The sequence below is a fragment of the Bradyrhizobium sp. PRIMUS42 genome, from assembly GCF_023006515.1.
GTDB lineage: Bacteria > Pseudomonadota > Alphaproteobacteria > Rhizobiales > Xanthobacteraceae > Bradyrhizobium.
On the sequence record NZ_JALBGZ010000117.1, the window covers coordinates 1 to 11866 of the forward strand.

General features: G+C 65.5%; 11 protein-coding genes and 1 pseudogene. 5 read left to right on the forward strand and 7 right to left on the reverse strand.

Annotation, left to right across the window (positions count from 1 at the left end):
- The 3 genes from MOV75_RS12190 to MOV75_RS12200 form a co-directional block, all read left to right on the forward strand.
- The coding region (locus MOV75_RS12190; protein ID WP_247005815.1) for a TetR/AcrR family transcriptional regulator at positions 1-648 on the forward strand (648 nt) is incomplete at its 5' end.
- A 251-nt stretch (positions 649-899) separates the two neighbouring features.
- Positions 900-1502 carry a PepSY domain-containing protein gene (locus tag MOV75_RS12195; protein ID WP_246925328.1) on the forward strand — a complete coding sequence of 201 codons (603 nt, stop codon included), beginning with the start codon at positions 900-902 and terminating at the stop codon, positions 1500-1502.
- A 243-nt stretch (positions 1503-1745) separates the two neighbouring features.
- The gene (locus MOV75_RS12200) at positions 1746-2783 is read left to right on the forward strand and encodes an aspartate-semialdehyde dehydrogenase (RefSeq protein ID WP_246925303.1); all 1038 of its coding nucleotides are present in this window, start codon (positions 1746-1748) and stop codon (positions 2781-2783) included.
- Positions 2784-2895: 112 nt separating this feature from the next.
- Here MOV75_RS12200 and queA read toward each other — a convergent pair whose 3' ends face one another.
- The 5 genes from queA to coaD are packed head-to-tail and all read right to left on the reverse strand — an operon-like array spanning position 2896 to position 6013.
- Positions 2896-3969 (reverse strand): tRNA preQ1(34) S-adenosylmethionine ribosyltransferase-isomerase QueA, encoded by a 1074-nt coding sequence (gene queA / locus MOV75_RS12205; protein ID WP_246925307.1) that lies wholly within the window; start codon positions 3967-3969, stop codon positions 2896-2898.
- A gap of 51 nt (positions 3970-4020) precedes the next feature.
- Positions 4021-4485 (reverse strand): peptidylprolyl isomerase, encoded by a 465-nt coding sequence (locus tag MOV75_RS12210; protein WP_246925310.1) that lies wholly within the window; start codon positions 4483-4485, stop codon positions 4021-4023.
- Positions 4482-4907, reverse strand: coding sequence for a hypothetical protein (locus tag MOV75_RS12215; RefSeq protein WP_246925315.1), 426 nt, complete (start codon positions 4905-4907; stop codon positions 4482-4484). The genes MOV75_RS12210 and MOV75_RS12215 overlap by 4 nt, the downstream gene beginning before the upstream one ends.
- A gap of 9 nt (positions 4908-4916) precedes the next feature.
- Positions 4917-5480, reverse strand: coding sequence for a peptidylprolyl isomerase (locus MOV75_RS12220; RefSeq protein ID WP_246925318.1), 564 nt, complete (start codon positions 5478-5480; stop codon positions 4917-4919).
- A 35-nt stretch (positions 5481-5515) separates the two neighbouring features.
- Positions 5516-6013 (reverse strand): pantetheine-phosphate adenylyltransferase, encoded by a 498-nt coding sequence (gene coaD, locus MOV75_RS12225; protein ID WP_246925321.1) that lies wholly within the window; start codon positions 6011-6013, stop codon positions 5516-5518.
- Between the two features lie 260 nt (positions 6014-6273).
- On the opposite strand from coaD, the gene MOV75_RS12230 reads away from it, so the two are divergent.
- Together MOV75_RS12230 and MOV75_RS12235 are read left to right on the forward strand one after the other, a co-directional pair.
- Complete coding sequence (locus MOV75_RS12230) at positions 6274-6531, forward strand: hypothetical protein (RefSeq protein WP_018317917.1); 258 nt, start codon at positions 6274-6276, stop codon at positions 6529-6531.
- 178 nt (positions 6532-6709) lie between these two features.
- Positions 6710-8560, forward strand: a complete 1851-nt coding sequence (locus MOV75_RS12235; protein WP_246925331.1) for a potassium transporter Kup — start codon at positions 6710-6712, stop codon at positions 8558-8560.
- 103 nt (positions 8561-8663) lie between these two features.
- On the opposite strand, the gene gyrA is transcribed toward MOV75_RS12235, so the two are convergent.
- Both gyrA and MOV75_RS12245 read right to left on the reverse strand, forming a co-directional pair.
- Positions 8664-11396 (reverse strand): DNA gyrase subunit A, encoded by a 2733-nt coding sequence (gyrA, locus tag MOV75_RS12240; RefSeq protein WP_246925325.1) that lies wholly within the window; start codon positions 11394-11396, stop codon positions 8664-8666.
- Positions 11397-11752: 356 nt separating this feature from the next.
- Positions 11753-11866 (reverse strand): annotated as a pseudogene (locus tag MOV75_RS12245) (single-stranded DNA-binding protein); the annotation flags it as partial.

An 11866-nucleotide genomic window follows, 5' to 3' on the forward strand; every position in this document is an offset into this window, starting at 1 on the left:
GTCGCCACCCGCCTGTTCCTGGACCGCGGCTTCGACGCGACCTCGCTCGACGCGGTCGCGGAAGCGGCCCGGGTCAGCAAACCGACCGTCTATTCCCGCTACGGCGACAAGCGCGGCCTGTTTGCCGCCGTGCTGAGGCGCGAGATCGCGCGCTGGCTTGCACCACTGTCCGCCGCGGCGGAGACCCAGCTCAGCAGCCTTGCGGACATCTCGGTCGAGCAACGGCTGGTCGAGATCGGACGCGAGATGCTGACATTCACCTGCGGTCCCGATGCCGTCGCCTTCAGCCGCATGATGACGTCGCAGGCCATCAATTTCCCCGACATCGCCAAGCTCGGCAAGGAAGAAGGTTGGCTCAAGGCCGTTGCCACCACGGCACGCTTCTTCGACCATCTGGCGGCGCAAGGCGCGCTCGACGTCGAGGACACCACCATTGCGGCCGAGGTGTTTCTCGACGTGGTCGTCGGTCACAGCCACCGCCTGGCGACCTTCGGAACGGCGCTCGAGATGAAGGCCGCCGAAAAGCGCATGCGCATAGCGATCAAGCTGTTCCTGGCCGGCGCGCTGGGACCTGCCAGCCGCCTCCAGGACGCCAAGGGCACGCACCAGGACGCCAAGGGCACGCAACGCCGCCGTCCCGCCCGCTGACAATTCCGTGAGATGAGCGCTTTCCCCGCGGGAGACGCGATCGGCTTGATTGACCAAAATAAAACGATACGGTATGGTTTAGTTACAAGCGATACGGACTGCTTTTTCACCAGCCCCAAAGGTGGCCCGTACCGTTGAGATCGCCGTGCCGGGTACAGCCCGGTGCGGCGCTCCGCGGCCGGCCGATGCCCAAGGCCGGCCGCGAATTCTTTACGACCATCCGGCACACTCGCTGGCCGAGGGTTTCGAACATGACGACAGCCAAACGATGGACCTCAGGACTGCTGGCGATCGCCTTGCCCGCGCTGCTCCTCGCCGCGCCCGCGCGGGCGATCGTGAGCTCGGGCACGCCCACTTCTCTTCACAGCGACATAGATGGCGATCCCGAAGCCGACCGCCAGGCCGTCAGCCGCGAAATCGAACGATTCCGCAGCTCGACCATCTCGATCGGCCAGGCCATGGCGATTGCGGAACGCCGCCACGCCGGCGCCACCACGGCGGATGTGAGCTTCGACGGCGCCTCCGGCGTACCGGTGTATCGGGTGAAGACCCTGCACAACGACCGGATCTGGCGCCACACCATCAATGCTTCGACCGGCGAGCTGGTCGGTGGGGAAGCCGCCCTGCCCCTCGCCGAGCTCGACCACGAGGACCGCGACAACCTCGCAGCACTCGGTGCGATCAGGCACCGCCTCGCCGATGCCGTGCAGGTCGCTGAACGCGCGGCCTCGGGCAAGGCGATCAGCGGCGGGCTGGTGCGAGAACGTGGCCGGCTCAATTTTGCGATCGTCGTGATCAGCGGCGACGACCTCAAGGAGGTCATCCTGGAGCCGCCGGGGGCGCGGGCCAAATAGCGACTGCCAAATAGCGGCACTCCCCCGGCGTCGACCGGGGGCGAAAGGCCATTGACGACCGCAAGACTCTCCCGCATAAGTCGCCGCCATGTTCACGACCACCAAACGCACGACCAAAACCACCACGGCCTCAGGGGCCCGGGGAGGCGTGCGCGCGTAGTCGTCGACTAGAACGCAATCCACTCTACCGAAGCCCCGCCATCGATGGTCCGGGGCTTTTTTGTTGCCCAAATTTTCAATTCAATGGAGGACAAAGTGAGTAACGATCCCGTCGTCGCGATTGTCGGCGTCACCGGTGCGGTGGGCGCCGAATTCATCGCCACCATGGACAAGCGCGGCTTTCGCGTCAGTAAGCTGAAGGCGCTCGCCAGCGCCCGCTCGGCCGGCAAGACGGTATCGTTCCGCGGCCAGTCAGTCGTGATCGAGGAACTGACCGAGCGGTCTTTCGACGGTGTTGATATCGCCCTGTTCTCCGCCGGCGGCAGCATCTCCAAGAAGTTCGCGCCGATCGCGGTCAAGGCCGGCGCTGTCGTGGTCGACAATTCCTCCGCCTTCCGCATGGACCCGAACGTGCCGCTGGTGATTCCCGAGATCAATGCGACCCGGATCAGGGATCACAAGGGCATCATCGCCAATCCGAACTGCGCCGCGATCACCGCGCTGGTCCCGCTGTGGCCGATCCATCAGAAGAACCGCATCAAGCGCGTGATCATCTCGACCTATCAGGCGGCCAGCGGCGCCGGGGCAGCGGCGATGGAGGAGCTCGTCGAATCCACCCGTGCCAATCTCAACGGACAGGTCTACACCCCGAAGGTGATGCCGCACCCCTACGCCTTCAACCTCTTCAACCACAACACGGCGGTCGATCCTGAGACCGGCTACAACGACGAAGAGACCAAGGTCATCAAGGAGACCCGCAAGATCTTCGAGGACGAGAAGATCGCCATCGGCGTCACCTGCGTGCGCGTGCCGGTCCTGCGCGCCCATTGCGAGGCCATCACCTTCGAATGCGAGAAGCCGATCAGCGAGGACCAGGTCCGCGCCATCATGGCGCAGGCCCCCGGCGTGAAGGTCGTCGACGACCGCATGAAGAACTACTTCCCGATGCCGATCGACGCCTCGGGCCAGGACGACGTCCTGGTCGGCCGCATCCGCAAGGACCTCAGCGATCCCTCAGGGCATTCGATCTCGATGTTCGTGGCGGCGGACCAGCTGCTCAAGGGCGCGGCGCTCAATGCGGTGCAGATCGCGGAGCTGCTGCCGCAGCGTGTGATGGCGTAGCGAAAGATGCCGTAGGGTGGGCAACGGCGCGCGAGCGCCGTGCCCACCATTCTTCTCCAGATTCAAGACAGACGTGGGCACGCTTCGCTTTGCCCACCCTACAGCGCCGGCGCTAGTCGTTCACCCGAAACAACAAGCACGCATCGCCGTACGAATAGAACCGGTAGCCATTCGCGATCGCGTGCGCATATGCCGCCTTCATCGTATCCAGCCCGGAGAACGCCGACACCAGCATGAACAGCGTTGACTTCGGCAGGTGGAAGTTCGTCATCAAGATATCCACCGCCCTGAAGCGATAGCCCGGCGTGATGAAGATCGCCGTCTCCGCCGCGAAGGGCTGGATCGTGCCGTCTTCGCTGGCTGCGCTCTCAAGCAGTCGCAACGACGTCGTGCCGACGGCGATGATGCGACCGCCGTTCTTTCGCGCGCTGTTGAGGCGCTCCGCCGTCTCGGCCGAGATCGTGCCCCACTCGGCATGCATCTTGTGGCCTTCGGTATCGTCCACCTTCACCGGCAGGAACGTCCCTGCCCCGACATGCAGCGTGATGCGGTTGACCCCGACGCCGCGCGCGCGTAGCGCCCGCTCCAGCTCCGGGGTGAAATGCAGTCCCGCGGTGGGCGCTGCGACCGCGCCTTCGTTCGCAGCAAACATGGTCTGATAGTCGGCGAGATCCTGATCGTCGGGCGTGCGCTTGGAGGCGATGTAGGGCGGCAGTGGCGGGCTGCCGAGATCGGCGATGGCCTGATCCAGCGCCGGGCCGTGGAACGAGAACGACAGCGTCACCTCGCCCTCGGTGCCCTTGGCCTCGACCTCGGCGTCGAGATGGCCGAGCAGGCAGACCTTGCCTTCATTGCCGAAGCGGATGCGGTCGCCGGCGACAAGCTTCTTCGCGGGCTTCACCAGCGCCTGCCAGCGCGAGCCGTCGAGACGCTTGATCAGCGTCGCCTCGATCCTCGGCTCGGTCTCGCGGCCGATGCGGCGGCCGCTGAGCTGCGCTGCGATCACCTTGGTGTCGTTGACGACGAGCTGGTCGCCCGCCTTCAGCCATTGCGGCAGGTCGGCGATGGTCTGGTCGCGCAGCGCACCGTTCTCCACGACCAGCATCCTCGCGGAGTCACGCGGGCTCGCCGGGCGCAGTGCGATACGCTCGGCAGGCAGGTCGAAATCGAACAGATCGGTGCGCACGATTGATACCTAGGCGCGCCCCCGCCGAAGCGGGGGCACGACGCGCAGGTGTTACTCAGCGTCCGCGGCCATCCGCGCCTTGACGATCTTGTCGGGGTTCTGCACCGGCTCGCCGCGCTTGATCTTGTCGACGTTCTCCATGCCCTCGGTGACCTTGCCCCACACCGTGTACTGGTTGTCGAGGAAGCGGGCGTCGTCGAAGCAGATGAAGAACTGGCTGTCGCCGGAATCGGGGTTGGCGGCGCGCGCCATCGAGGTGGTGCCGCGCACATGCGGCTCCTTGTTGAACTCGGCTTTCAGCTTCTTGCCGGAGCCGCCGGTGCCGGTGCCCTGCGGGCAGCCGGTCTGCGCCATGAAGCCGTCGATCACGCGGTGGAACACGATGCCGTCATAGAAGCCCTCGCGCACGAGCTCCTTGATGCGCGTGACATGCCCGGGCGCGAGGTCGGGGCGCATCTCGATGGTGACGGGGCCCTGTGTGGTCTCGAGGATCAGGGTGTTTTCGGTGACGCTCATGCTCGTCTCTCTTGCGTTGGGGGTGAAGTCTTGTCAGGCGATGTTTTGCGGTTGCGGAACTGGATCGCGAATGGTCGCCCCGCGGCGGCGCCGGCCATTGCATCGGTAAATGGCACCGGCGTGCAGCGTTGCAACGCCTCCATCACCGCGATCCGGTATTGCAGCCGGTCATTGTCGGAGGCCTCCGCGGATTCATAGGTAATCCTCGGATGGCCTAGAATGTTTCCGGCCCGGTTAAAGCTCACGACCACCGTGATGTCGAGGGGGCGCGCCTTGGCCGGCGATGGCGGCCTCCAGCAGGTACGCAGGTGCCGGAAGATGTCCTGGATGGTGTTGACCTGCCCATCTTGAGAGGCAGCGCCCGAGGTGCCCAGCAGCAGCACCGCGGCAACCAGCAGGAGCTTGTCGCCACAGCGCGCCATCGCCGTCTCCTATTTGATGTCGGAGGCGACCTGCACCTTCACCATCTTGTCGGGATCGGTCACGGCGCCGCCGGCAGAGCCGGGAGGTGCCTTCTTCAGCTTGTCGACGACGTCCATGCCCTGCACGACCTCACCGATCACGGTGTACTGGTTATCGAGGCTGCCGCCGTCGGCGAACATGATGAAGAATTGCGAGTTGGCGCTGTCGACGCTGTCACCGCGCCGGGCCATGCCGACGATGCCGCGCGCAAAGTGCACCTTGGAGAATTCCTGCTTCAGGTTCGGATATTTCGAGCCGCCGGTGCCGTTGAACTTCTCACCATCGCCTGTCTGCGCCATGAAGCCGTCCATGACGCGATGGAACGGCACGTTGTTGTAATAGCCCTCGCGCGCGAGCTGCTTGATCCGCTCGGCGTGCTGGGGCGCGATATCGGTGCGAAGCTTGATGACGATACGGCCCTTGGTGCTGTCGATGACGATGGCGTTGGCCTTGTCGAGGCCCGCCGGCAATTGCTGCGCCACCGCCGGCACCGCGAACAGAAGCGCGGCAAGAACTGCGAGAATTCGGATCATGACAACTCCGGATCAGAGAGAGAGGAAGCGCGCCGTTATACGGCGAATTTTGCCTTGAGCTGCGCCGCAACCTGCGGCGGGACGAAGGTCGAGACGTCCCCGCCCATGCCGGCGATCTGGCGCACCAAAGTGGCGGTGATCGGGCGAACCATCGGAGAGGCCGGCAGGAAGACCGTATGCACTTCCGGCGCCATCGCCTCGTTCATGCCGGCGAGCTGCATCTCGTAATCGAGGTCGGTGCCGTCACGCAGGCCCCGAATCATGATCGTCGCACCGTGCTTGCGTGCCGCGGTCACCGACAGATCGTCAAAGGTCACGGCCTCGAGCACGCAGCCGGCCTGGGCCGCCAGCGGCCCGCAGACGTCATGGAGCATCTTCAGCCGCTCCTCGGTCGAGAACAGCGGCTTCTTGCCGGGATGGACCCCGATCGCGACCACGAGCCGGTCGCACAGCGAAACGCTGTGCCGGACCACGTCCAGATGGCCGTTGGTGATGGGGTCGAAGGAACCGGGATAGAAGGCAATGCGCGGCATAGCCCCCTCCTACCGCGCCCGGCCCGGCCCGGCAAGCCGGCCCGGTTCCCCGGCCAATCCCACCGAAATATCCCGCCGACGATGCCGGAAATGGCCGGTTTGTTTCGTCCCTCAAGCGGCCACGAAACAAAGGGGCGCGAACACGAAACCATTTCCCGTGCCGGCGAAGACGTCCGGAAACTGGCCATGGTTACTAATCCGGTCAACGAATGACGGGCCGCACACTGGGCGTAGGCGGCCGCATCACAGGGGACTGTCAAATGATCAAGGCTCTCTCAGCGATCGCTCTGTCTGCGTGTGTCGCCGCCGCCCTTACCCTCCTGCCCGGCTTTGCTCCGAGCGTCGAGGCCAGCGTGCCGCAGCCGCTGGCCAAGAGCGACCGGCTCGACATCCGCGCCATCGGCAAGGACTGCTCGCAGCAGGCCTGGCCGAATTTCGAGGCCTCGTGCCTGCGCAAGGCCGGCACCAAGGCGAACGTCCGCGAGGCGCGCCTCGTGACCGCGAACCGCACCCCCTAGGCTGCCCTGTCAGCTTCACGTCACATAATCCCGATGGAGTTTTGCGACGTCTCGTCGCAGACTGCGTTGCTCGCGCCCGGCGGAATGGCCCGTCGGGCGCGATCCCATCGGGGGGTTGTCATTGTCCAGTACGCCCGCTGTCGCTTCCGGCCACCATCCTGATCCACTGCCGCTTGCCATGACCATGGGCGCCCTCGGCGTCGTCTACGGCGATATCGGCACCAGCCCCCTCTACGCCCTGAAGGAAGCCGCCAAGGCGGCCGCCCACGGCGCGACGATCGCGCCCGAAGCTGTCCTGGGGGTGGTCTCGCTGATCCTCTGGGCCCTCCTGCTGATCATCTCGCTGAAATATGCGCTGTTGATCCTGCGCGCGGACAATCGCGGCGAAGGCGGCATCGTCGCGCTGCTCGCCCTGCTCCACGCCCGCCATGCCCAGCCCGGCACATGGCGCGCCCATCTCCTGGTGGTCGGCCTCGTCGGCGCCGCCCTGCTCTATGGTGACGGCGCGATCACGCCGGCAATCTCGGTGCTCTCAGCCATCGAGGGCCTCAAGGTCGATGCCCCCTCACTCGCGCCCGTCGTGGTGCCCGTGACCGTCGCCATCCTGATCGGCCTGTTCATGATGCAGAAGCAGGGCACCGGCTTCATCGGCCGCATCTTCGGACCGGTGATGCTGGCCTGGTTCGTCGTGCTCGCCGCGCTCGGCATCCACGGCATCGTCAAGGCGCCGGCGGTGCTGGCGGCGCTCAGCCCGCTCTATGCCTTCGAATTCCTGATCCACCAGGATTTTCACATCTCGTTCGGAATTCTCGGGGCGGCCTTTCTCGCTGTGACCGGCGGCGAGGCCATGTATGCCGACATGGGGCATTTCGGTCGCTTCCCGATCCGCCTCGCCTGGTTCGCTATCTGCCTGCCGGCGCTGGTGCTGAACTATTTCGGCCAGGCCGCGCTGCTGATCACCGATCCCGCGATGATCGAGAATCCGTTCTTCCAGCTCTGCCCCGACGCCCTGCACTATCCGCTCGTCGCGTTCTCGGCGTTCGCCACCGTGATCGCTTCGCAGGCGATCATCTCCGGCGTGTTCTCGCTGACCCAGCAGTCGATCCAGCTCGGCTTCCTGCCGCGTATGCAGATCCGCCACACGAGCAATGCAATCGGGCAGATCTACGTGCCCCTGGTGAACTGGCTGCTCGCCGCCGCCACGCTGGGGGCGGTCCTGAGTTTCGGCACGTCGGACGCGCTTGCCGGCGCCTATGGCATCGCGGTGTCGCTGCTGATGGCGATCACGACGCTGCTCGCCGCGCTGGTCGCGATCCAGTGGGGCTATTCGCCCTGGCTGGTGGTGACCGTGAACGGGGCCTTCTTCGTCATCGACGTGATCTTCTTCTCGGCCAACTCGGTCAAGCTGTTCGAGGGCGGCTGGTTTCCGCTGCTGCTCGCCGGCCTCGTCGCCTTCCTGATGCTGACTTGGCGCTCCGGCGTCAAGCTGGTCGAGGTCGCGCGCGCGAAGCTGCGCCAGCCGGAGGAGGACCTGATCGAGACCGCGGTCAACAAGTGCCACGCAAGGCTGCCCGGGACCGCCGTATTCCTGGCATCCGCACCGCGCGGCGTGCCGCTCGCGCTCACCCAGTTCGTCAAGCACAACCGCGTGCTGCACGAACGCGTGCTGCTGGTCACCGTGCTGATCGAGGAATCCCCGCACATCGCCGACGAGGAACGCGCCGAGGTGATCGAGATCATTCCCGGCATCACCCGCGTGATCCTGCATTACGGGTTCATGCAGAACCCGACGATCTATGAGGGACTGAAGCTCGTCTGCCGCCAGAGCAAGCTGCCCGGCGTCGATCTCTCCGACATCACTTATTACGTGGGACGCGAGACCATCATCCCCAGCGAGAACATTCCGGGCATGTGGGTCTGGCGCGAAGGCGTGTTCGCCTTCCTCCAGCGCAACGCCGAACGCTCGGCTGCGTTCTTCGGCGTGCCGACCCGGCAGGTGGTGGAGTTCGGCACGGAGCTGGAGATCTAGCGGGAGTGCGTAGCCCGGATGGAGCGAAGCGCAATCCGGGACTCTCTCACGGGCAGCGGCCCCGGATTTCGCGTCGCTCCATCCGGGCTAAGAGCGGCTACCCTTACTCCCCATTCGCCCCGTTCCCGCTCTCCGCCTCTTCCGTGATGTGCTCGACCGACACCACATGCTCGTCCTCGGCGGTGTCGAACACGATCACGCCCTGGGTCGAGCGGCCGGCGATGCGGATGCCTTCGACCGGGCAGCGGATCAGCTGGCCCTTGTCGGTGACCAGCATGATCTGATCAGCCTCCTCGACCGGGAAGGACGCCACGAGATTGCCGTTGCGGTTGTTGACGCTCATCGCGACGATGCCTTTGCCGCCGCGACCCGTGGTGCGGTACTCGTAAGACAAGGTCCGCTTTCCAAAGCCGTTGACGGAGACGGTGAGCACGACCTGCTCCTGCGCCGACATCTCGGCGTAACGCTCCTGCGCGAGCTGGAAGCTGCCGGAGGTCTCCTCGGCCTCGCCGTCCACGGCCGTCTCTTCGGCGGCGGCCTCGCCGGCCACCGCGCGGCGCATCTTCAAGTACGCCGAACGCTCGTCCGAGGTGGTCTCGACATGGCGCAGGATCGCCAGCGAGATCACCTTGTCGCCCTCGCCAAGGGCGATACCGCGCACGCCCATCGAGGTGCGACCGGTGAACACGCGCACGTCGGGGACCGGGAAGCGGATGCACTGGCCGCCGGCGGCGGTCAGCAGCACGTCGTCGCGCTCGGTGCAGATCTGCACGTCGACGATCGCTTCGCCGTCGTCGAGCTTCATCGCGATGATGCCGGAGCGGCGGACGTCGACGAAGTCGGACAGCTTGTTGCGCCGGACGTTGCCGCCCGTGGTGGCGAACATCACGTCGAGGTTGCCCCAGGTCGATTCGTCCTCCGGCAGCGGCATGATGGTGGTGATGCGCTCACCCTGCTCCAGCGGCAGGATGTTGATCAGCGCCTTGCCGCGCGCGTTCGGCGCGGCCATGGGCAGGCGCCAGACCTTTTCCTTGTAGACCTGGCCGCGCGAGGAGAAGAACAGCACCGGCGTGTGCGTGGAAGCCACGAACAGGCGCGAAACGAAATCCTCGTCGCGGGTCTGCATGCCGGCCCGGCCCTTGCCGCCGCGGCGCTGCGCCCGATAGGCCGACAGCGGCACGCGCTTGACGTAGCCGGCGTGGGAGACGGTGACGACCATGTCCTCGCGCTGGATCAGGTCCTCGTCCTCGACCTCCCCCTCCTGCTCGATGATGACGGTGCGCCGCGGCGTGGCGAACTCGGCCTTCACCTCGGCGAGCTCGGTCTTGATGATGCCCAGCACGCGGTCGCGCGAGCGCAGGATGTCGAGATAATCGGCGATCTCGCCCGCGAGCTTGTCGAGCTCGTCGCGGATCTCGTCGCGGCCGAGTGCGGTGAGGCGTTGCAGGCGCAGGTCGAGGATGGCCCTCGCCTGCTCCATCGACAGCCGGATCGTGCCGTCGGCGCTGATGCGATGGCGCGGATCATCGATCAGCGTCAGCATGTCCTCGACGTCCCGTGCGGGCCAGTCGCGCGACATCAGGGTGTCGCGGGCGGTGGTCGGGTCGGGCGAGGTCCGGATCACGCGGATCATCTCGTCGATATTGGCGACCGCGATTGCAAGACCCACGAGGATGTGCGCGCGATCGCGCGCCTTGGCCAGCAGGTACTTGGTGCGCCGCGTGACGACCCGCTCGCGGAAGTCGACGAAGATGGCCAGCAGGTCCTTCAGATGCATGATCCGCGGACGGCCGCTGTCCAGCGCCACCATGTTGACGCCGAAGCTGGTCTGCAGCGGCGTGAATCTGTACAGCTGGTTCAGCACCACATCCGGCACGGCGTCGCGCTTCAACTCGATGACGACGCGGTAGCCATCGCGATCGGATTCATCGCGCAGGTCGCCGATGCCCTCGATCTTCTTTTCCTTGACCAGCTCGGCGATGCGCTCGACCATCGTCGCCTTGTTCACCTGGTAGGGAATCTCGGTGATGATGATCGCCTCGCGCTCCTTGCGGATGGTCTCGATCGCGACCTTGCCGCGCATCACGATCGAGCCACGGCCGAGGTGGTAGGCCGAGCGGATGCCCTGCCGTCCGAGGATGACGCCGCCGGTCGGGAAATCCGGTCCCGGCACGATGTTGATGAGCTCGTCGATGGTGAGCGCGGGGTTGTCGATCAGCGCGACGCAGGCGTCGATGACCTCGCCGAGATTGTGCGGCGGGATGTTGGTCGCCATGCCGACCGCGATGCCGCCCGCACCGTTGACGAGCAGGTTCGGGAACTTGGCCGGCAAGACCGATGGTTCGGTCTCGTTGTTGTCGTAGTTCGGCTGGAAGTCGACGGTATCCTTGTCGATGTCGGCCAGCAGCGCCAGCGCCGCCTTCGTCAGGCGCGCTTCGGTGTAACGATAGGCGGCCGGGGGATCGCCGTCGACCGAGCCGAAATTGCCCTGGCCGTCGATCAGCGGCACGCGCATGGAGAAGTCCTGCGCCATCCGGACCATGGCGTCGTAGATCGACTGGTCGCCATGCGGATGATACTTACCGATGACGTCACCGACCACGCGGGCGGACTTGACGTACTTCTTGTCGGGCGTGTGCCCCTGCTCGTTCATCGAGAACAGGATGCGGCGGTGCACCGGCTTCAGACCGTCGCGGGCATCAGGCAGCGCCCGCGCCACGATCACGCTCATGGCGTAGTCGAGATAGGACTTCTTCATCTCCTCGAAGATGGAGACGGGGCGAATATCCGAGGGTTGCGCCGGCTGGTCGCCGGGCTTGTCGTCGTCGTCAGCCAAGGGGAAATCCGGTGAGGTTTTATCTGGGAATCATATAGCGCATCGAGCCCCTGATAACCACCCTTGCAGGCTCCAGGGAAGCGCTTTTTCCGTCTATTTTTCCAATAACTTACGGCCTTGCGGGGAGCGTCTCGGACGGGCCTGGAACAGGCCTTCCGAAATCGCCGCGAACACTCTCGTCAATCGCGCGGCGAGCGCATGTCATCGGCCTGCTTGCGCCAGCGCCGTCCGACTTCAACTCAAATATGAAGTGGGCCCGGAAATCCCGAGCCCTTCCTGTCGATTAGTAAGGTTTGCTGACACGACGTGGAAGGCGCTGTCCAATCGGCCAGCGCCCCCTGATCGTCCGATCGCCCTCAGAACGGGATATCGTCGTCCATGTCGCTGTTGCGGCCACCGCCGCCGGCGGCAACCGGACGGCGCGGTGCGCTGCTGACGGGTCCGGAGGAGCCGAAATCGCCGCCGGGCTC

Excerpts from the sequence above, each read along its gene's own strand:
- MOV75_RS12195 (WP_246925328.1), top strand. The coding sequence starts at position 900 with ATGACGACAGCCAAACGATGGACCTCAGGACTGCTGGCGATCGCCTTG.
- MOV75_RS12200 (WP_246925303.1), top strand. The coding sequence starts at position 1,746 with ATGGAGGACAAAGTGAGTAACGATCCCGTCGTCGCGATTGTCGGCGTC.
- MOV75_RS12210 (WP_246925310.1), bottom strand. The coding sequence starts at position 4,485 with ATGAGCGTCACCGAAAACACCCTGATCCTCGAGACCACACAGGGCCCC.
- MOV75_RS12215 (WP_246925315.1), bottom strand. The coding sequence starts at position 4,907 with ATGGCGCGCTGTGGCGACAAGCTCCTGCTGGTTGCCGCGGTGCTGCTG.
- MOV75_RS12220 (WP_246925318.1), bottom strand. The coding sequence starts at position 5,480 with ATGATCCGAATTCTCGCAGTTCTTGCCGCGCTTCTGTTCGCGGTGCCG.
- coaD (WP_246925321.1), bottom strand. The coding sequence starts at position 6,013 with ATGCCGCGCATTGCCTTCTATCCCGGTTCCTTCGACCCCATCACCAAC.
- MOV75_RS12230 (WP_018317917.1), top strand. The coding sequence starts at position 6,274 with ATGATCAAGGCTCTCTCAGCGATCGCTCTGTCTGCGTGTGTCGCCGCC.
- MOV75_RS12235 (WP_246925331.1), top strand. The coding sequence starts at position 6,710 with ATGACCATGGGCGCCCTCGGCGTCGTCTACGGCGATATCGGCACCAGC.